Genomic DNA, 18,213 nt, shown 5'->3' with positions numbered 1-18,213 from the left:
CGCGAACGCTGGCCTCTCGGTATGCACCTCGGTGACGCTTACTTGCTTTCGGCGTCTGCCGGGGTGAAGTGCGGCATCGCCGCGGCGGCGCCTTCCTTCTCGGTCGAACGGCCCGCGAACTGATTGGCGAAACGCACATGGCGGGCAAACGCCGCCTCCGGGTCCTGGGCGATCGAAGCGACCAGGGCGCCGTTGAACGCATCGCCCGCACCGGTGGTGTCCAGCACCTGCACCTGCTCGGCGCCCACGCGGTAGTACGGCTGGGTGTCGCCACGCAGGTTCTCTTCGGCGTGCGAAACGAACACCCCGACCGAACCCAGCGTCACCACCACGGTGCCGTTGCCGACCAGCTTGCGGCACAGCGCATGCAGGCTGGCGCCATCCAGCGCGGCAACGTCGTTGGCCTCCACGCGCTCGCCGACATGACGGCCGAGCAGGGCGGCGAACTCGGTCTCGTTCGGGGTCAGCACGTCCGCCAGCTTGAGCAGGCCGATGCTGGAGGGCGCATCGGCGGGGGCCACGTTGAGCACGGTGGTGGCACCGGCCTCACGCGCGATCGCCAGGGCGGCCTCGATGGTTTCCACCGGCGATTCCAGCTGTGCCAGCACCACCTTGGCGCCGGCCAGCAGCGCGCGCTGCTGTTCGACGAAGTCCAGGCTCAGCGCTGCGTTGGCACCCGGGCCGATCACGATGGTGTTGCGGCCACGGCTGTCGACATAGATGCCGCCGGTGCCGGTCGGCTCGCTGCTGGCCTCGGCGGTCAGCGCGAAGCCGTCCTGCTCGGCCAGCCCACGGGCCATTGCACCGCCGGCGTCATCGCCCAGCGCGCACAGGAACGTGGTCGGCGCGCCGGCACGGCAGGCGGCCACGGCCTGGTTGAAGCCCTTGCCGCCGGGACCGGTGCTGTAGCGGCCGGCAATGGTCGCACCCGGGGCCGGGAGCGACTCACAACGCCAGACATGATCCACATTGAAGGAACCGATTACGACGACACTGCTACTCATAAAGACTGTTTCTCAAGGAACGGATATCAGCTGAAATGCGTCAGCACGCCGGCGATGGTCGCCGTCATGAAGGTGGCAATGGTACCGCCGAGCACCGCGCGCAGGCCGAACTTGGCCAGATCGTGGCGACGCTCCGGCGCCAGGCCACCAATACCACCGATCTGGATCGCGATGGAGCTGAAGTTGGCAAAACCGCACAGCGCGTAGGTCGCGATCAGGCGGCCCTCGTCGGAAAGCACCATCCCCGGCACCTGGCCGTTGACGATCTTGGACAGCTCCGAGTACGCCACGAACTCATTGATCACGACCTTCTGGCCGATCAGCGAACCCACGGTGGTGGCATCGGCCCACGGCGTACCGATCACCCAGGCGATCGGGGCCAGCAGGTAGCCGAACAGGGTCGACAGGTCGGTCGGGCGGCCGATGATCGCGGCCAGGCCGGTCACGTCGCCCAGCCAGGTCAGCGGGGCGTTCAGCAGTGCGATCAACGCGATGAAGGCCAGCAGCATCGCACCGATGTTCAGCGCCAGCTTGAGGCCGTCGCCGGCACCGGCCGCGGCGGCGTCGATGATGTTGCTGGAGGTCTTCTCCACTTCCATCTTGACCGTGCCGCGGGTAAGCGGGGTGCCGGTTTCGGGCACGAGCAGCTTGGCCACCACCAGGGTCGCCGGGGCGGCCATGATGCTCGCCGCCAGCAGATGCTTGGCGTAGAACGCCTGCTGCACCGGGTCGTTGCCGCCGAGCATGCCCACGTAGGCTGCCAGCACGCCGCCGGCGATGTGCGCCATGCCGCCGATCATCATGGTGATCAGCTCGGACTGGGTCATCTTGGCGATGTACGGGCGGACCGTCAGCGGCGCCTCGGTCTGGCCGATGAAGACGCTGGCGCAGACGCTGGTGGTTTCCGCACCGGACACGCGCATGATCTTGGTGATCGCCCAGGCCATGCCGCGCACGATCATCTGCATCACGTTGAGGTGGTACATGACCCCCATCAGCGCCGAGAAGAAGATGATGGTCGGCAGCACCTGGAAGGCGAAGATGAAACCGAACTGGCTGGTGTCCATCAGGCTGCCGAAGATGAAGCCGGAGCCCTCGTTGACGAAGCTCAGGATCTTGACGAAGCCCTTGCCCAGCGCGTCGAACACGTCACGGCCACCCGGGACCAGCAGCACCACCGCCGCGAAGGCGATCTGCAGTGCGATACCGGTGACGACCAGGCGCCAGTCGACAGCCCGTTTGTTGTTCGAGAACAACCAGGCAATGCCGATCAGCACTGCCAACCCGAACAGGCCGAAGCCAATCCTGCCTAAACCTTCGACCATGAGACTTCCCTTGGGGTGCCGCGAAAAACGGGAAGCCTAGAGCAGCGGCAAGGGCGGGGCAAGGAAAAGCAGCGTCCGCGAGCCGATCGGTCGTGATCGGGCCTGTATCGGCAAGGGATGGCCCGGTTTCCGCGAGGCGTGTCATGGGCCATGAGATCAGGGCGTGCGGCCTGCGCGCGCTGCGCGCCACCCTCTACACTTACCGGTATCGATCCGGCCCGGTCGCGGGCCCGCAGCAGGAGAACCACATGCTCTATCGCCGTCTTGGCTCCACCGGCCTGAAGCTCTCGGCCCTGTCCTTCGGGGCCTGGGTGACCTTCGGCGATCAGATCGGCCGCGACGAGGCCCGCAAACTGATCGCCACCGCCTGGGATGCCGGGGTCAACTTCTTCGACAACGCCGAGGGCTATGCCCGCGGTCGCGCCGAGCAGGTGATGGGGGATGTGATCGCCGACCTGCGCCTTCCACGCGACGGCTTCTGCGTCTCCAGCAAGGTGTTCTTCGGTGCGGTCGACGACCCGCGTCCGACCCAGCACGGCCTGTCGCGCAAGCACGTGACCGACGCCTGCCACGCCGCGCTCAAGCGCCTGCGGGTGGAATACCTGGATCTTTATTACTGCCATCGCCCGGATCCGGACACCCCGATCGCCGAGACCGTGCAGGCGATGGATACCCTGATCCGCCAGGGCAAGGTGCTGTACTGGGGCACCTCGGAGTGGTCGGCCGCGCAGATCCAGGAGGCGGTGGACATCGCCCGCGCGCGCAACCTGCATGCGCCTTCGATGGAGCAGCCGCAGTACAACCTGCTGCACCGTGAGCGGGTCGAGCGCGAGTACGCCCCGCTGTACGCGGAGGCCGGCCTGGGCACCACGATCTGGTCGCCGCTGGCCTCCGGCCTGCTGACCGGCAAGTACAACGCGGGGATCGACCCGCAGTCCCGGCTGGGCCAGGAACAGCTGGGCTGGTTGAGGACGCAGGTGCTCGACGACGGCAGCGACCGCATGGAACGGGTGCGCCGCTATACCGCACTGGCCGCGCAGCTCGGTGTTTCACCGGCGCAGCTGGCGATCGCCTGGTGCCTGCGCAACCCCAATGTGTCCAGCGTGATCCTCGGCGCCAGCCGGGTCAGCCAGCTGGAAGAAAACCTGGGGGCGCTGGCCCTGCTCGAACAGCTGGATGAGAGCGTGTGGCAGCAGGTGGATGCGGTGTTTGGTTGATCGGTCGGTTTGGATGCGGGGGAGCCGGCCAGCGGCCGGCACTACCGGTCCGGGTGCGGCGGGACATCGAGGCCCCTGCATGTGGGAGGGAAGTGCCGGCCGCTGGCCGGCTCCCAACCCTCAGAAACAGCACGCCTCCCTCAGTGCGATTGACAAAACCTATTGATAGCTGGAGTTCGATCATTAATGCCATCTATCAAAGTGAGAATGGTTGTTGATTGTCAACTGAGAATCATTATCATTTGACTCGCCCCTCGCAACGAGTCCAGACGATGAACACTCAAGCTGCTGTACTGCTGCGCCCCGAAACGCTGACCCTCCGCGACCGTCCGGTCCGCGTCGTCCCGCCGGAAGAAGTGATCGACAGCGAAGCCCTGCTCAAGGGACGTCGCGAAATCCTGATCCAGCACGGCGACCGGTTCTATCGCCTGCGCCATACCAGCAACGACAAGCTCATTCTGACCAAGTAATGCCGGCCCGCTGGCCGACTGCTTCAGCGGTCAGCGACCGTGGTCCACATCCATGCGGGTCCCGCACCTCCCCCCGCGACTCGGCATGGTCCCAGCTCTCTCCCCCTCGACACTCCGCCGTCGACTCCGGTCTCCGGCGTTGGTCGAGGGTCTCCCCCGCAACCGCCGATTGCAGGTAGATCGCCATGAGCCGCGCCCTCTCCGTCGGCCGCCCACCGGGCCGCCATCCCATCGCCGGTCTACCCTCGGCCACGCAATTGGCCTCGCTGGGTACCGTGCTGTGCCTGTACCGTCCCGACAGCAGTGAACTCGGTGGCTGGAAACACGCCGTCTCCGCGCATGCCTGCCAGGGCATGGACAGCGAAGGCATCCGCGAAAGCCTGTGCTTCGTCGATGCCCGCGGGCGCTGCTGCTGGCGCCTGTATCTGCTGCCGGACAGCGACTTCCTCGCCTGGGACCGCCTGGTCTCCGCGTTCCCCGCGCGGCCCGAACCAGTCAACGACGCGGGTGTCGCCGAACGTCTGTGGCGCCGCCTCGCGGTGCGCCTGGGCAACGACGCCTGGCGCATGTGCGCGCTGCGCCTGCAGGTGGGGGAAGGCCGCGAACTCGCCGCCAGCCTGGCCTCGTTGTCGTCCCTGGGCGCCACCACCGCACGCCGGATCGGCAACGTGGAAGGTGCCGAAGGCGAGCTGTGGGTCGATGACTGCTGCTGCGCCATCGCCGCCCGCCGCGGCGGACCGTGGACTGCCGATGGCATGCCGGTGATCCAGCTGTAATGACGCACTCACTCGCCCTCGCAGGGCTGCTGCTCGCGCTCACCGCCAGTGCGCACGCCGTACCGGCCGACCCTGCGCGCGACCACGCCAGCATCCTGGCGATGCAGGGCGAATACACCGTCGACTTCGCCTTCGACGAAACCGTCCTGCTCGCACCCGACTACGAACGCGCGCCGGCCGTGCGAACCGGCGGCAACGAAGTGGTGATCGTGGTCGAAGACACTCCGACGCGGGTGGTGCTGCAGCACCTGCTGGTCGAACCCAAGAGTGGCCACGTCACCAAGCACTGGCGTCAGGACTGGGTGTACCAGGCACCGCACCGGTTCGAGTTCAGCGCCGAACAGACCTGGCAGGTGCGCCCGATTCCCGCAGCGCTCACCCGCGGCGCCTGGACCCAATGCGTCTATGAAGTCAGCGACGCACCGCGCTACTGCGGCACCGGCCGCTGGACCTACGACAACGGCATCACCGCTTGGACCAGCGACCTCAGCTGGCGCCCCCTGCCGCGCCGCGAATACACCCGCCGCAGCGACTACAACGCGCTCGCGGTGATCAACCGGCACACGCGCACACCGAACGGTTGGACCCACGAGCAGTTCAACACCAAGATACTGCGGCGCCCCGACGGCACGCAGACACCGATCACGCGTGAGTTCGGCTTCAACGATTACAACAAGACCACCGAGGTGGACTTCAAGCCCGCCTACGATTACTGGGCAGCCACCGCGGGTTACTGGGCGAAGGTGCGCCAGCGCTGGGACGGCTTCCTCGGGCAGGCACCGGGCGTGCACCTGAAAACCACACCCGACGGCATGTCCATGATCATCCCGCTGTTCACCCAGGCCCAGGACATCCAGGACGGCAAGACCGTGGCGGACACCGAGATCGACGCCGTCTTCCAGCAGTGGGTGGAAAAAGCACCGACAGAACGCGCGCGCTGACGCAGACGCAACCGGCGGCGCTTGCCTCCATCGCCAAACGTCGAAGCAGCACACTGCCCGATCGATTGTCGTGCCAACTGCGGACCAAACGCTTGCCTGTCCGCCCAAGGCTATCCATCGGGAAGGATGGCGGGTAGCCCTGCCCAGGACCGTCAGGGCGCCAAGGATGGCGCCCACGAGCCCCCAGGGATGGGTTCACGGCGCGTCCTGGGCAGGGCTGCCCGCCAGCCTTCAGGCCATGAACGCCAAGACGCCGTCGCTTTCGCTTTGACGCCGTCGCTTTCGCTTTCAGTGCAACGGCGCCCCAAACTCACGCCTCCCGAAGCGCCAACGCCGGCGGCGTATGCAGGATCCGCCGCGTGCCCCACCAGCCGGCCAGCATGCTCAACCCAACCCCCAGCGCGCCGCCCACCATCAACGGCACCCACGGCGGGCTCAGCGTCAACTCGAACACCTGCCGTGCCACCACGCTGCCCAGCAGCGCCGCCGTGCCCACGGCCAACAACGCCGACAACAGGCCGAGCGCACCAAACTCCACCAGCACCGCACCGCGCAGCTGACGGCGCGTCGCCCCCAGCGTACGCAGCACCGCACTGTCGTAGCGCCGCTCGCCGGCCGTGGCCTGCAACGCCGCCAGCAACACCAGCAGACCGGCCAACAGGCTGAAGCCCATCACCAGCTGCACCGCCTGCGTCACCCGGTTGATCACTTCGCGCACCCGCTCCAGGATGCCATCGATATCCAGCAGCGAAATGTTCGGGTACTCCCGCGTCAGCCCGGCCAGTGCCGGCGCCTGCGCGCGCGGCAGATGGAACGCGGTGATCAGGTTGTAGGGCGCATCGGCCACCGCGCCTTCGTTGAGCAGCAGGAAGAAATTGACCCGGAACGAATCCCAGTCCGCCTTGCGGATGCTGGTGACCGTGAAGCTGCGCTCCTGGTCGCCCATCTGCAGCGTCACCGTATCGCCCAGCTTCATCCCGTAGCGCTCGGCCCAGCCCTGCTCGATCGAGGCCTCGGCGGCCGTGCTTCCAGCCTTCCAGAACGTTCCGCTGAGCAGCGTATTGGCCGGCGGGAAATCGTGCCGCCACGAGAAGTTGACCGGCCGGTTGGCATCGTCATCCTCGTTGCTGTTGTCCTCGCGCGCCTGCCGCTGCGGCGGCCGGTCGTTGACCGCCAGCAGGCGGCCGGTACTGAACGGCTCGATGCCCGGCGCGACCACCCCGAGCCCACCCAACGTGGCCAGCACCGCGTCGCGCTGCTCGGGCTGGATGTTCATCAGGAAGTAGTTCGGCGTATCGGTCGGCAGACGGTCGCGCCACTGCGCCAGCAGCCCCGGGCCGATCACCGACAGCAACAACAATGCACACAGCGACAGCGACAGGCCGACCAACTGCATCACCGCCAGCCCGCGCCGGCGCGTCAACGAGGCCAGGCCCAGCTTCCAGCGCCCACGCAGGCGTGGCTGCAGCCCACGCAGCAGCCACAGCAGCAGCGCGCCGAGCGCACCGGCGAGGGCCGCCAGCGCCGCCAGCCCACCCAGCACCCACGTCGCCAGTTTCACATCGCCGGTGGCCTGCACGGTCAGTGCCACGGTCGCGGCCAGCGCGGCGGCATAGACCAGCATGGAACTCGGCGGCAGCGCGGCGAAGCTGCGGTTGAGCACGCGCATCGGCGGCACGCTGCGCAGGCGCAGCAGCGGCGGCAGGCCGAAGCCCAGCAGCAGCACCAGTCCGATGCCCGCTCCACTCAGCGCCGGTGTGGCCTGCGGCAGCGGCAGGCGGTTCGGAATCAACCCGCCCAGTGCCTGCACCAGCCCGGCCTGTGCGGCCATGCCCAGGCCGATGCCGACCAGGCACGCCGGTACCGCCAGCATCACCAGCTGCAGCGCCATCGCCGAAAGGATGTCGCGCTGGCGCGCGCCCAGGCAGCGCAGGATCGCGACCTGGTCGATGCGTCGCATCGCGAAGCGGTTGGCCGCCAGTGCGGTGGCGACACCGGCCAGCAACACCGCCAGCAACGCGGCCAGCGAGAGGAAGCGCCCGGCCAGATCGAACGCGCCGCGTACACCGCGCTGGGCGTCGGCGATGCCGACAATGCGGTAGCCCTTGGCCTGCGGTGTGAGCCATTCGCGGAAGGCCTCGATCTGCGCCTGGTCACCCGCGAACATCATGCGATAGGACGCGCGGCTGCCCGGCCCGAGCAGGCCGGCGCGATCGACATCGATGCGGTTCACCAGCAGCGGCGGCGACAGCTGCATGAGCTCACCGGAGGTGTCCGGCTCGGCTTGCAGCACCCGGGTCACGGTCAACGCGCCCGCACCGAACTCCAGTGCATCGCCCACCTGCAGGCCAAGCGCCTGCATCAGCCGTGGATCGGCATACGCTTCGCCCGGCGGCGGCGTTCCCGCGGTTTCACTGGCGCTGTCGTGCAGGGTGCGGCTGACCCGCAGTTCGCCACGCAGCGGATAGCCGTCGGCGACCGCCTTGATGTTGGCCATCTGGCTGTCATCGCCGTGGAACAGCACGCTGGGGAAACTGACCATGCGCGTCGTGGCCAGGCCGCGCTCGCGCGCTGCATCGGCGAAGGTCTGCGGAACATCCTCGCGCCCGCTCAGGCCGAGGTCGCCGCCGAGCATTTCCGCCGCGCTGCTGGTCAATGCCAGCGTGACCCGGTTGACCAGGGTCCCGACCGCGGTCATCACCGCCACGCCCAGCACCAGCGCGGCGAACACGGTCAGCAGGTCACCGGCGAGGAACTCGCGGCGCAGCGCACGCGCCGCGTGGCGCACGACGTTCATGCGCCCGCGCCGGCAACGGTGTCGGCCAGGCGGCCACCGTCGAGCTGGTAGATGCGCTCGCAGCGCCGGGCCAGGCGCAGGTCGTGGGTGACCAGCACCAGGGTGGTATCGCTGGTCGCGTTGAGCGCGAACAGCAGGTCGCTGATCTGCTGCCCGGTGGCCTGGTCCAGGCTGCCGGTCGGCTCATCGGCGAACAGGATGCGCGGCCGCGCCACGAACGCGCGGGCCAGCGCCACACGCTGCTGCTCGCCGCCGGAGAGCTGGCGCGGGTAATGGCGTGCACGGTGGCCCAGGCCGACCTGCTCCAGCACCTCGCGCACGCGCGCGGCATCCTCGCGGCCGGCAAGTTCCAGCGGCAGCGCGATGTTCTCTTCGGCGGTCAAGGCCGGCAGCAGGTGGAAGCTCTGGAAGACGAAGCCGACCTCGCGGGCGCGCAGCTGCGCGCGGGCTTCCTCATCGAGCGTGTTGAGCTCGGCACCGGCCAGCGCGATCGTGCCGTGGCTGGGCAGGTCCAATCCAGCGAGCAGGCCGAGCAGGGTGGTCTTGCCCGAACCTGAAGCGCCGACGATCGCCACGCTCTCGCCTTCATGGACGGTCATGTCAATGTTGTCCAGTATGTGGACTTCACCCTCCGGGCCACGTGCGGACTTGCCCACGTTGTGGGCGGCGATGGCGACGGGCGCGCTGCGGGGGGACAGGCTGTCGATGAGGATTCTCCAATGAACCAAGCAAACGGAAGGGGCCGCGCGGCCTCGATGGGCTGGCTGCTGGCATGGTTGCTGCTGATGCCGATGCTGGCCTGTGCCAAAGGTCCGGACACCCGTGCGGCGGTGCTGGTGGTCGGCGACAGCCTCAGTGCCGCCCACAATATCCCGGCCGCGTCGGGCTGGGTAAACCTGCTTCAGCAGCGGGTCAAACAACAGATCACGCCCCCGCCGGCGATCATCAATGCCAGCATCAGCGGCGAAACCACCGCCGGCGCGCTGACCCGCCTGCCCGGGTTGCTGGAGAAGCACCGGCCGTCCGTGGTGGTGATCGAGCTGGGCGGCAACGATGCGCTGCGCGGGCTGACCCCGGCGCAACTGCGCGGCAACCTGGAAAAGATGATCGTGGCCAGCCAGAAGGCGGGCGCGAAGGTGCTGCTGCTGGGCATCGACGTGCCGCCCAACTACGGCCCGGCCTACCGCCAGCGCCTGCGCCAGACCTATGCGGAGCTGGCCAAGGCGTACAAGGTGCCGCTGCTGCCGTTCCTGCTGGAAGGCGTGGCGTTGAAGCCGAACCTGATGCAGGCCGACGGGTTGCACCCCACCGCGGCTGCGCAGCCGCAGGTGCTGGAGAACGTCTGGCCGCTGCTCAAACCCCTGCTGTGATCGATGTGCGGTGAACTTCACGCCGCGTCCACCGGCGATGCGGCATGTTTCACAAAGCTGAAGAAAGAGGGAATCCCATGCGTCAGACAAAGGAGACCTCCGGCCTGGTGCTGGTGGTCGAAGACAACCGTAATATTTCCGAGATGATCGGCGAGTACCTGGAAGGGCGCGGCTTCGAAGTCGACTACGCCCAGGATGGGCTGGACGGTTATCGTCTGGCGGCCGAGAACAGCTACGACGTGGTCGTGCTGGACCTGATGCTGCCGCGTCTGGACGGCATCGAAGTCTGTCGCCGGCTGCGCAACGACGCCCGCAAGTCGACGCCGGTGCTGATGCTGACCGCGCGCGACACGCTGGACGACAAGCTCACCGGCCTGGGGTTCGGCGCCGATGACTACCTGACCAAGCCGTTCGCGATCCAGGAACTGGAAGCCCGCCTGCGCGCGCTGATCCGCCGCGAGCGTCGCCAGGTCGGCTCGGAAGTGCTCAAGGTCGCCGACCTCGTGCTCGATCCGGTCAGCATGCGCGCCACCCGTGCCGGGACCGAACTGCAGCTCTCGCCGATCGGCCTGCGCCTGCTGACGATCCTCATGCGCGAATCGCCGCGCGTAGTGACCCGCCAGGAAATCGAACGCGAGATCTGGGGCAATGGCCTGCCCGACTCGGACACCCTGCGCAGCCATCTGTACAACCTGCGCAAGATCATCGACAAGCCGTTCGACCGCCCGCTGCTGCACACCGTGCAGAGTGCCGGTTACCGTATTGCCGATATCGCCCAGCCGATGAGCTGATGGGCGGTCGATCGCCGCTCGGCCGCCTGCGGGCGGCATGAGCGATCCGATCCTCCGGGACCCTCTGGAGCATGACGGCCCGGCGTTTGCCGGGCCGTTGTCATGGTTTGCACGATGGACTCACGGCAAGCTTTCCTATAATCGCCGCGAACCGCCCTGGACCCCGTAATGCCGCACGGTCTGCCGCGCAAGATCCGTATCGTCTTCATCCTCCAAGCCGTGCTCGCCAGCCTGGGCATCCTGCTGGGCGCCTGGCTGGTATCGCTGGTGATCAAGCACAGCCTGGTCAGCAGCGCACTGAAGGAAGAGGCCGGCTACTACTGGCAACTGCACGAGGCCTCGCCGGTGCAGCCGCCGCCCAATACCCAGAACATCCGCGGCTACCTGCTCGAGACAGGTCAGTCGCCGCTGAGCCTGCCGGCCAATCTGCGCACGCTTACCCCCGGCTTCCATGAGCTCAAGGACGACGACCAGCTGGTACTGGTCGATGCGCGCCCGGAAGGCCGCCTGTACCTGGTGTTCCTGCGTTCGCGCGCGGAGATGCTGGCGTTCTGGTTCGGCATCGTGCCGGTGCTGCTGACGCTGCTGGCCGTCTATGGCGCCTCGTGGATCACCTACCGCGCGTCCAAACGCCTGGTGTCACCGGTCAACTGGCTGGCCCGGCGCGTTTCGCGCTGGGATCCGGGGCACCCGGAAGCGGCCGACCTGGCCCCGGCCAAGCTGCCCGCCGACATGCAGGGCGAGACCCGCCAGCTCGCGGCCGCGCTGCACTCGCTGGCGACCAAGGTCACCGCGCATGTCGCGCGCGAGCGCAACTTCACCCGCGATGCCAGTCACGAACTGCGCACGCCGCTCACCGTGATCCGCGTGGCCAGCGACATGGCGCTGGGCGACCAGGACATGACGCCGCGGCTGCGTCGCGGCCTGCAGCGCATCCAGCGCGCCGGACGCGACATGGAGGCGGTGATCGATGCCTTCCTGATCCTCGCCCGCGAGGCCGATGTCGAGCCGCAGGTCGAGCTGTTCGACGTCAACGAGATCGTCCGCTACGAGGTGGACAACGCCCGCGAGCTGATCGCCGGGCGGCCCGTGGAAATCCATCTGCACAGCAGCGGCCCGGTGATGCTGCACGCACCGCCGCGGGTGCTGCAGGTGGTGGTCAGCAACCTGCTGCGCAACGCCTGCAGCTATACCGACGAAGGCCGCATCGACGTCGACGTCGAAGCCGACCGCGTGGTCGTGCGCGACACGGGGATCGGCATGTCCGCCGAAGCGCTGGGCCGTGCCTTCGAGCCGTTCTATCGCGCCGAGCCCAGCCGCCCGCAGGGCACCGGGCTGGGGCTGTCGATCGTGCGCCGGCTGTGCGACCGCTTCGGCTGGAAGATCGGCCTGGCCAGCGAGCCCGGGCAGGGCACGCAGGCCACGATCCACTACCGCTGAGCCGCGCTCAGTCGCACTGCACCTTGGGCGCCAGCGCGGCCCGCCAGATCGCATAGCCTTCCGACGTCATGTGCAGCATGTCCTCGCGGAACAGCGCGGCACGCGGCTGGCCGTCGGCACCGAGCATCGGCGTGTAGACATCGGTGTAGCCGGTGTTGGGCAGGGTGGCCAGCGCCTTCCTGATCAGCCCGTTGGCCTCCACCACCGCCGGCAGCAGCTGCGCGCGCGAGGGGCTGGGCTTGATCGAGATGATCTCCACCGTGGTCTTCGGCAGGTCGCGGTGCACGCGGTTGACGAAGGCCACCACGTCGTCGCGGACCTGCGCCGGGCTGCGGCCGCTGTTGAGGTCGTTGTCGCCGGCGTAGAAGAACACCTTGCACGGCGCATACGGGATCACGATGCGGTCGGCATACCAGGTGCTGTCACGCACTTCCGAACCGCCGAAGCCGCGGTTGAACACCGGCTGGCCGGGGAAATCCGCGGCCAGGCTCTCCCACATCCGGATCGACGAGCTGCCGATGAACTCGATGCCGCCGCGCGGCGGCGGATTGGCCGCGTCCTGTGCCGCGAACTGCGCCATGTCGCCGGCCCAGGCTACGTTGGAGACCTGGGTCGGCACCTGCGGCGCGGCAGGGGCCGGCGTGCGCGCCAGTGCGGGCAGGGTGGCGCCCAGGGCAAGGGCGAGCAGAAGGGGGCGGGCACGGCGGTGCAGCATGAACGACTCCTGTGGTGGGGCACCGAAGGCGCCCGGACGGGTAGGTGTTCATCATAGAAGCTGCCGCCGGGCCGCGCTTTACCACGGACGGGCGTTGGCCGCCTTCGACAATGCCCCGACCGGCTTATGGCAAAATGAGGGATTGCCTGCCCCATTCAGCGATGCCCATGACCGTCTGCCGTGTGCTGTTCCTGCCGTTCCGGCCCGCGTTGTCGACCGGGGTGCCTGCCCATGGCGGATGAAATCGGGCACCTGCCGCGCGGCCCCCGGCGCATCTTCAAGGCGGCGGTCTGGTCCTGGCAGGGGCTGCGTGCGGCCTGGCTGCACGAGTCCTCGTTCCGGCTGGAGGTGTACCTGCTGATCGTGCTCGCCCCATTGGCGCTCTGGCTCGGCCAGACCCCGGTGGAGCGCGCGCTGATGATCGGTTCGTTGCTGCTGGTGCTGGCCATGGAACTGGCCAACTCGGCGATCGAGGCGGTGATCGAACGCTACGGCGCCGAGTTCCACGAGCTCGCCGGGCGCGCCAAGGACATGGGCTCGGCCGCCGTGTTCGTGCTGATGATGAACGTACTGGTGTGCTGGACCCTGATCCTGCTGCCGCAGATTTTCTGACCTAAAACTTCTGGCGCGTCACCCGCGTCATCCCCCCTGTAAGGATGGAAGTCCATGTTTCTTGAGTTGTTGTCCGACCCCAATGTCTGGTTGACCCTGCTGACCCTGAGCGCACTGGAAATCGTGCTGGGCATCGACAACCTGGTGTTCATCTCGATCGCGGTGAGCAAGCTGCCCGAAGCGCGTCGTCCGTTCGCGCGCAAGCTCGGCATCGCCGTGGCCTGCATCACCCGCATCCTGCTGCTGGTGTCGCTGGCGTACCTGGCGCACATGCAGGCCAACCTGTTCACGGTAGCCGGGATGGGCATCTCGATCCGCGACCTGGTGCTGATCGTCGGTGGCCTGTTCCTGATCATCAAGGGCGGCATGGAAATCCGCGAGCTGATCACCGGCGGCGAGGATGAGGATCCGACCACCACCAAGGCGTCGGCCGTGTTCGGCATGGTCATCGCGCAGATCGCCATCATCGACATCGTGTTCTCGCTGGACTCGGTCATCACCGCGGTCGGCATCGCCGAACATGTGCCGGTGATGGTCGCCGCGATCCTGTTGTCGGTCGCCGTCATGCTGCTGGCCGCCAATCCGCTGGGCCGCTTCATCGACGCCAACCCGACCGTGAAGATGCTGGCGCTGGCCTTCATCCTGCTGATCGGCGCGGTACTGATCCTGGATGGCCTGGACGTCCATGTGCCCAAGCCCTACATCTACGCCGCGATGGGCTTCTCGGTGCTGGTGGAGTGGCTGAACCTGCTGATGCGCCGTCGCGCCGTGGCCCACCACGTGCCGGGTGCCGGCAACTGGTAAGGGGGTAGGTGCCGACCGTTGGTCGGCACTCCCTGGGTACCGACCCACCGTCGTTACCACATCTGCTTTACCCAAGACGTGGCATGCTCCGGATCCCGTTCATCGAGATCCGGAGCCGGCCATGCGATCGTTCTCCCGTTTGTTGTGCCTGGCCGTGCTGGCCTCCCTGTTGTCCGGTTGTGGCTACAACGCCATCCAGCAGAAGGATGAGCAGGTCAAGGCCGGTTGGGCCGAGGTGCTCAACCAGTACAAGCGCCGCGCCGATCTGATCCCCAACCTGGTGCAGACCGTGGAAGGCTATGCCAACCAGGAACGCCAGGTCCTGACCGATGTCACCAACGCCCGTGCGCGCGTGGGGCAGGTCAACGTCAACGCCGACGATGCCGACTCCCTCAAGCAGTTCCAGCAGGCCCAGGGAGAGCTGAGCGGTGCGCTGTCACGCCTGCTGGTGGTCACCGAGAACTACCCGAACCTCAAGTCCGACCAGGGCTTCCGCGATCTGCAGGCGCAGCTGGAAGGCACCGAGAACCGCATCACCGTGGCGCGCGGCCGCTATATCCAGATGGTGCAGGACTACAACACCTACATCCGCCAGTTCCCGCAGGTGATCACCGCCAAGCTCTTCGGCTATGCGACCAAGCCGAACTTCACGGTGGAGAACGAAGCGCAGATCTCGCAGCCGCCGGCGGTCAAGTTCGGCTCGCAGGCCCCGGCGCCGGCCCAGGCCCCGGCGCCCGCACCGCAGCCGCCCGCGCCGCAGCCGCAGCCGCAGCCGCAGCCGGCGAACTGAGCCCGTGACCACGCGCCTGCTGCGCTGCTTCCTGCTGCTCTGCCTGGCGCTGGCGTTGCCGGCCTGGGCGCAGCGCCAGGCCGCGATCCCGCCGATGTCCTCGCCGGTGGTGGACACCACCGGCACCCTGGACGCGGCGCAGATCCAGGCGTTGGAGGCGCAGGCGCTGGCCCTGCAGCAGCGCAAGGGCAGCCAGCTGCAGATCCTGATGGTGCCGGGCACCGCGCCGGAAACCATCGAGCAGTACACCCAGCGCGTGTTCGAGCAGTGGTCCATCGGCCGCAAGGGCGTGGATGACGGCGTGCTGCTGGTGGTGGCCAAGGACGATCGCCGGGTCCGCATCGAGCCGGGCTACGGCCTGGAAGGCGCGATCCCGGATGCGATCGCCAACCGGGTGATCCAGGAGTACCTGGCCCCGCGGTTCCGCAGCAACGACTACGCCGGTGGCCTCACCGATGCCAGCGCTGCGCTGGTCAAACTGATCGACGGCGAGGCGCTGCCTGCGCCGGTCAGCACACATCGCGCCCAGGACGCCCCTGCGGGTGGCAACTGGACGATGGCGCTGGGCATCGGCCTGTTCGCCGGCCTGTTCCTGCGCGGCATCCTGGGCTGGCTGCCGCGCCCCCTGCGCGCGCTGGCGAGCGGTGCCGGGGCCGGGGTGGCCGCGTTCCTGTTCACCTCGCTGGTGGTCGCCAGTGGCGCGGCCGCCGTGGTGGGCCTGCTGGTCGGCCTGACGTCGGCCGGTCGCGGCGGCGTGTTCGCGCGTAGTGGCGGCTGGGGTGGGGGTGGCTGGGGCGGTGGCGGGTTCGGTGGCGGCGGGGGTGGCTTCGGCGGCGGTGGAGGCGGCTGGGGCGGGGGTGGTGGACGTTCGGGAGGCGGTGGCGCCTCGGGAGGCTGGTGATGCGCTGGCTCCGGCACGTGTTCTCCCCATCGGTGCGGCGCGCCTTCCCACCCGCACATCTGCAGGCGATCACCGAGGCGATCACGGCGGGCGAGCGCCGTCACGGTGGCCAGGTGATGTTCGCGGTGGAAGCGGATCTGCCGCTGGCCGCGTTGTGGCAGGGCATCACCGCACAGCAGCGCGCCGGGCAGGCCTTCGCCCAGCTGCGGACCTGGGATACCGAACACAACAACGGCGTCCTGATCTACCTGCTGCTGGCCGACCATGCGATCGAGCTGGTCGCCGATCGCGGCCTGCGCGGGCGGATCGGCGAGGCGCAGTGGCTGGCCATCTGCGCGCACATGCAGCAGCGGCTGCGCGAGGGCGCCCTGCAGGAGGCCGTGCTGCTGGCGATCGAAGAGGTCTCGGACCTGCTGGCCGGGCACTATCCGCCCGTTCCGGGGTCACAGGGTGACGGCCTGCCGGACACGCCGCAGATTCTGGGCTGAAGCCCGGCAATCGCGCGATCGCGGCCGCCGCGAGGCCGCTCCCGGGCGGCGCTAGAATATCCGCATCCCTGCAAGGCGCCCTTCATGATCTATTTCCACGATATCGACCCCATCGCCATCTCGCTCGGGCCGATCAAGGTGCACTGGTACGGCATCATGTACCTGCTCGGCTTCACTGCCGCCTGGTGGCTGGGGCGCAAGCGGATCGCGGCCGGGCGCCTGCCCGGGGTCGATGCCAACGGCTTCTCCGACCTGCTGTTCTACGCGATGCTCGGCGTCGTCGTCGGTGGGCGCGTGGGTTACATGCTGTTCTACGCGACCTCGGAATTCCTGCACAACCCGCTGCTGCTGTTCAAGGTCTGGGACGGCGGCATGAGCTTCCATGGCGGCCTGCTCGGCGTGCTGTTCGCCTCGTGGTGGTGGTCGCGCAAGCATCGCCTGCATCTGTTCGACACCCTCGATTTCATGTCGCCGCTGGTACCGCTGGGCCTGGGCTTCGGCCGCATCGGCAACTTCATTGGTGCCGAACTGTGGGGCAAGTACACCGATGGCAGCTGGGGCGTCGTGTTCCCGAGCGGCCTGCCGGCCCCGTTGAACGGGCTGGACCTGGCCACCCTCAAGGCCGAGTTCGCCACCGGCGCGCTCAACCAGTACGCCCGCCATCCGTCGCAGCTGTATGAAGCGCTGCTGGAAGGCCTGGTGATGTTCGTGGTGCTGTGGGCGGTGTCGGCCAAGCCGCGCCATCGCTACGTGATCGCCGGCCTGTTCGCGCTGATGTATGGCCTCTTCCGCTTCGCGGTGGAGTTCGTGCGCATGCCGGACAATGGCGTCTACCTTGCCTTCGACTGGTTCACCCGTGGCCAGCTGCTCAGCCTGCCGCTGGTGGCCTTCGGCCTGGTGTTGCTGGCGCTGTCGCGTCGCGCACCGGTGCTGCAGCCGGTGCTGCCGGTCGCCGCTGCCGGAGCCAAGGCATGAAGGCCTATCTGGACCTGCTCGCGCATGTGCTGGAGCACGGCACGGAAAAGTCGGATCGCACCGGCACCGGTACGCGCAGCGTGTTCGGCTGGCAGATGCGCTTCAACCTCAACGACGGCTTCCCGCTGGTTACCACCAAAAAACTGCACCTGCGCTCGATCATCCACGAGCTGCTGTGGTTCCTGAAGGGCGATACCAACATCGGGTACCTCAAGGACAACCAGGTGCGGATCTGGGACGAGTGGGCCGATGCCAACGGCGACCTCGGCCCGATCTACGGCAAACAGTGGCGCAGCTGGGGCACCGCCGATGGCGGCGCGATCGACCAGATGCAGTGGCTGGTGGACGAGATCAAGCGCAACCCCGATTCGCGCCGGCTGGTGGTCAGCGCCTGGAACGTGGGCGAGCTGTCGCAGATGGCCTTGATGCCGTGCCACAACCTGTTCCAGTTCTATGTGGTGGACGGCAAGCTCAGCTGCCAGCTGTACCAGCGCAGCGGCGACATCTTCCTGGGCGTGCCGTTCAACATCGCCAGCTACGCGCTGCTCACCCACATGGTGGCGCAGGCGACCGGGCTGGGCGTCGGCGATTTCGTGCATACCCTCGGCGATGCGCACCTGTACTCGAACCACTTCGAGCAGGCGCGCGAACAGCTCGCGCGTGAACCGCGCGCGCTGCCGAAACTCTGGTTGAACCCCGAGGTGACAGATCTGTTCGGTTTCCAGTTTGACGATATCCGCATCGACGGCTACGACCCGCACGCGGCGATCAAGGCCCCGGTGGCGGTGTGAGCGGCA

19 protein-coding genes are annotated in these 18,213 nt (G+C 67.9%); 14 read left to right on the top strand and 5 right to left on the bottom strand.

Annotated elements, in window-relative coordinates:
- Positions 1–38 precede the first annotated feature (38 nt).
- Both ABE434_RS06710 and ABE434_RS06705 read right to left on the bottom strand, forming a co-directional pair.
- Entirely contained in the window at positions 39–1,004 is a 966-nt protein-coding gene (locus ABE434_RS06710; RefSeq protein ID WP_346478273.1) for a ribokinase, read from the bottom strand.
- Between the two features lie 26 nt (positions 1,005–1,030).
- Positions 1,031–2,329 carry a nucleoside transporter C-terminal domain-containing protein gene (locus ABE434_RS06705; RefSeq protein WP_176990364.1) on the bottom strand — a complete coding sequence of 433 codons (1,299 nt, stop codon included), beginning with the start codon at positions 2,327–2,329 and terminating at the stop codon, positions 1,031–1,033.
- Between the two features lie 248 nt (positions 2,330–2,577).
- On the opposite strand from ABE434_RS06705, the gene ABE434_RS06700 reads away from it, so the two are divergent.
- The 4 genes from ABE434_RS06700 (at position 2,578) to ABE434_RS06685 (ending at position 5,733) form a co-directional block, all read left to right on the top strand.
- Entirely contained in the window at positions 2,578–3,546 is a 969-nt protein-coding gene (locus tag ABE434_RS06700) for an aldo/keto reductase (protein ID WP_346478272.1), read from the top strand.
- 272 nt (positions 3,547–3,818) lie between these two features.
- Positions 3,819–4,016 (top strand): hemin uptake protein HemP, encoded by a 198-nt coding sequence (locus ABE434_RS06695; RefSeq protein WP_019182448.1) that lies wholly within the window; start codon positions 3,819–3,821, stop codon positions 4,014–4,016.
- Positions 4,017–4,201: 185 nt separating this feature from the next.
- Positions 4,202–4,792 (top strand): Hemin transport protein, encoded by a 591-nt coding sequence (locus tag ABE434_RS06690; RefSeq protein WP_346478271.1) that lies wholly within the window; start codon positions 4,202–4,204, stop codon positions 4,790–4,792.
- Positions 4,792–5,733 carry a DUF6607 family protein gene (locus ABE434_RS06685; RefSeq protein WP_346478270.1) on the top strand — a complete coding sequence of 314 codons (942 nt, stop codon included), beginning with the start codon at positions 4,792–4,794 and terminating at the stop codon, positions 5,731–5,733. The genes ABE434_RS06690 and ABE434_RS06685 overlap by 1 nt, the downstream gene beginning before the upstream one ends.
- Positions 5,734–6,043: 310 nt before the next feature.
- Here the strand turns inward: ABE434_RS06685 and ABE434_RS06680 are convergent, their stop codons facing one another.
- Positions 6,044–8,530 carry an FtsX-like permease family protein gene (locus ABE434_RS06680; RefSeq protein ID WP_346478269.1) on the bottom strand — a complete coding sequence of 829 codons (2,487 nt, stop codon included), beginning with the start codon at positions 8,528–8,530 and terminating at the stop codon, positions 6,044–6,046.
- Entirely contained in the window at positions 8,527–9,129 is a 603-nt protein-coding gene (locus tag ABE434_RS06675) for an ABC transporter ATP-binding protein (RefSeq protein WP_346478268.1), read from the bottom strand. The genes ABE434_RS06680 and ABE434_RS06675 overlap by 4 nt, the downstream gene beginning before the upstream one ends.
- A 120-nt stretch (positions 9,130–9,249) precedes the next feature.
- On the opposite strand from ABE434_RS06675, the gene ABE434_RS06670 reads away from it, so the two are divergent.
- The 3 genes from ABE434_RS06670 to ABE434_RS06660 all read left to right on the top strand — a co-directional run bounded on the left by ABE434_RS06670 (position 9,250) and on the right by ABE434_RS06660 (position 12,131).
- The gene (locus ABE434_RS06670) at positions 9,250–9,900 is read left to right on the top strand and encodes an arylesterase (RefSeq protein WP_176990358.1); all 651 of its coding nucleotides are present in this window, start codon (positions 9,250–9,252) and stop codon (positions 9,898–9,900) included.
- A gap of 77 nt (positions 9,901–9,977) precedes the next feature.
- Complete coding sequence (locus ABE434_RS06665; RefSeq protein ID WP_019182442.1) at positions 9,978–10,691, top strand: response regulator transcription factor; 714 nt, start codon at positions 9,978–9,980, stop codon at positions 10,689–10,691.
- A 168-nt stretch (positions 10,692–10,859) separates the two neighbouring features.
- A complete protein-coding gene (locus tag ABE434_RS06660) occupies positions 10,860–12,131 on the top strand; it encodes a HAMP domain-containing sensor histidine kinase (RefSeq protein ID WP_346478267.1) in 1,272 nt (423 codons plus the stop codon).
- 7 nt (positions 12,132–12,138) lie between these two features.
- Here the strand turns inward: ABE434_RS06660 and ABE434_RS06655 are convergent, their stop codons facing one another.
- On the bottom strand, positions 12,139–12,846 hold the full coding sequence (locus tag ABE434_RS06655; RefSeq protein ID WP_346478266.1) for an SGNH/GDSL hydrolase family protein: 708 nt from the start codon (positions 12,844–12,846) through the stop codon (positions 12,139–12,141).
- Between the two features lie 231 nt (positions 12,847–13,077).
- Here ABE434_RS06655 and ABE434_RS06650 point away from each other — a divergent pair, with 231 nt between their 5' ends.
- The 7 genes from ABE434_RS06650 (at position 13,078) to ABE434_RS06620 (ending at position 18,207) form a co-directional block, all read left to right on the top strand.
- On the top strand, positions 13,078–13,458 hold the full coding sequence (locus ABE434_RS06650) for a diacylglycerol kinase (RefSeq protein WP_179460797.1): 381 nt from the start codon (positions 13,078–13,080) through the stop codon (positions 13,456–13,458).
- Between the two features lie 54 nt (positions 13,459–13,512).
- Positions 13,513–14,262 (top strand): TerC family protein, encoded by a 750-nt coding sequence (locus ABE434_RS06645; RefSeq protein WP_123728386.1) that lies wholly within the window; start codon positions 13,513–13,515, stop codon positions 14,260–14,262.
- A 121-nt stretch (positions 14,263–14,383) separates the two neighbouring features.
- Positions 14,384–15,052 carry a LemA family protein gene (locus ABE434_RS06640; protein WP_346478265.1) on the top strand — a complete coding sequence of 223 codons (669 nt, stop codon included), beginning with the start codon at positions 14,384–14,386 and terminating at the stop codon, positions 15,050–15,052.
- Positions 15,053–15,056: 4 nt separating this feature from the next.
- A complete protein-coding gene (locus ABE434_RS06635) occupies positions 15,057–15,953 on the top strand; it encodes a TPM domain-containing protein (RefSeq protein ID WP_346478264.1) in 897 nt (298 codons plus the stop codon).
- Positions 15,953–16,441 (top strand): TPM domain-containing protein, encoded by a 489-nt coding sequence (locus tag ABE434_RS06630; RefSeq protein ID WP_346478263.1) that lies wholly within the window; start codon positions 15,953–15,955, stop codon positions 16,439–16,441. Before ABE434_RS06635 ends, ABE434_RS06630 begins: the two co-directional genes overlap by 1 nt.
- A gap of 84 nt (positions 16,442–16,525) precedes the next feature.
- The gene (gene lgt / locus ABE434_RS06625) at positions 16,526–17,416 is read left to right on the top strand and encodes a prolipoprotein diacylglyceryl transferase (protein WP_346478262.1); all 891 of its coding nucleotides are present in this window, start codon (positions 16,526–16,528) and stop codon (positions 17,414–17,416) included.
- The gene (locus ABE434_RS06620) at positions 17,413–18,207 is read left to right on the top strand and encodes a thymidylate synthase (protein WP_346478261.1); all 795 of its coding nucleotides are present in this window, start codon (positions 17,413–17,415) and stop codon (positions 18,205–18,207) included. Before lgt ends, ABE434_RS06620 begins: the two co-directional genes overlap by 4 nt.
- Positions 18,208–18,213 lie beyond the last annotated feature (6 nt).

The sequence above is a fragment of the Stenotrophomonas sp. TWI1183 genome (assembly GCF_039673115.1).
Classification (GTDB): Bacteria; Pseudomonadota; Gammaproteobacteria; order Xanthomonadales; family Xanthomonadaceae; genus Stenotrophomonas; species Stenotrophomonas maltophilia_AA.
Note: the sequence above shows the minus strand (reverse complement) of the source record. Positions and strands in the feature narration are given on the sequence as shown.

Bases quoted from the DNA above. Each gene is read 5' to 3' on its own strand.
- ABE434_RS06690 (WP_346478271.1), top strand. From the start codon at position 4,202: ATGAGCCGCGCCCTCTCCGTCGGCCGCCCACCGGGCCGCCATCCCATC.
- ABE434_RS06650 (WP_179460797.1), top strand. From the start codon at position 13,078: ATGGCGGATGAAATCGGGCACCTGCCGCGCGGCCCCCGGCGCATCTTC.
- ABE434_RS06655 (WP_346478266.1), bottom strand. From the start codon at position 12,846: ATGCTGCACCGCCGTGCCCGCCCCCTTCTGCTCGCCCTTGCCCTGGGC.
- ABE434_RS06665 (WP_019182442.1), top strand. From the start codon at position 9,978: ATGCGTCAGACAAAGGAGACCTCCGGCCTGGTGCTGGTGGTCGAAGAC.
- ABE434_RS06670 (WP_176990358.1), top strand. From the start codon at position 9,250: ATGAACCAAGCAAACGGAAGGGGCCGCGCGGCCTCGATGGGCTGGCTG.
- lgt (WP_346478262.1), top strand. From the start codon at position 16,526: ATGATCTATTTCCACGATATCGACCCCATCGCCATCTCGCTCGGGCCG.
- ABE434_RS06705 (WP_176990364.1), bottom strand. From the start codon at position 2,329: ATGGTCGAAGGTTTAGGCAGGATTGGCTTCGGCCTGTTCGGGTTGGCA.
- ABE434_RS06685 (WP_346478270.1), top strand. From the start codon at position 4,792: ATGACGCACTCACTCGCCCTCGCAGGGCTGCTGCTCGCGCTCACCGCC.
- ABE434_RS06645 (WP_123728386.1), top strand. From the start codon at position 13,513: ATGTTTCTTGAGTTGTTGTCCGACCCCAATGTCTGGTTGACCCTGCTG.
- ABE434_RS06630 (WP_346478263.1), top strand. From the start codon at position 15,953: ATGCGCTGGCTCCGGCACGTGTTCTCCCCATCGGTGCGGCGCGCCTTC.
- ABE434_RS06640 (WP_346478265.1), top strand. From the start codon at position 14,384: ATGCGATCGTTCTCCCGTTTGTTGTGCCTGGCCGTGCTGGCCTCCCTG.
- ABE434_RS06675 (WP_346478268.1), bottom strand. From the start codon at position 9,129: ATGACCGTCCATGAAGGCGAGAGCGTGGCGATCGTCGGCGCTTCAGGT.
- ABE434_RS06695 (WP_019182448.1), top strand. From the start codon at position 3,819: ATGAACACTCAAGCTGCTGTACTGCTGCGCCCCGAAACGCTGACCCTC.
- ABE434_RS06620 (WP_346478261.1), top strand. From the start codon at position 17,413: ATGAAGGCCTATCTGGACCTGCTCGCGCATGTGCTGGAGCACGGCACG.
- ABE434_RS06710 (WP_346478273.1), bottom strand. From the start codon at position 1,004: ATGAGTAGCAGTGTCGTCGTAATCGGTTCCTTCAATGTGGATCATGTC.
- ABE434_RS06660 (WP_346478267.1), top strand. From the start codon at position 10,860: ATGCCGCACGGTCTGCCGCGCAAGATCCGTATCGTCTTCATCCTCCAA.
- ABE434_RS06700 (WP_346478272.1), top strand. From the start codon at position 2,578: ATGCTCTATCGCCGTCTTGGCTCCACCGGCCTGAAGCTCTCGGCCCTG.
- ABE434_RS06680 (WP_346478269.1), bottom strand. From the start codon at position 8,530: ATGAACGTCGTGCGCCACGCGGCGCGTGCGCTGCGCCGCGAGTTCCTC.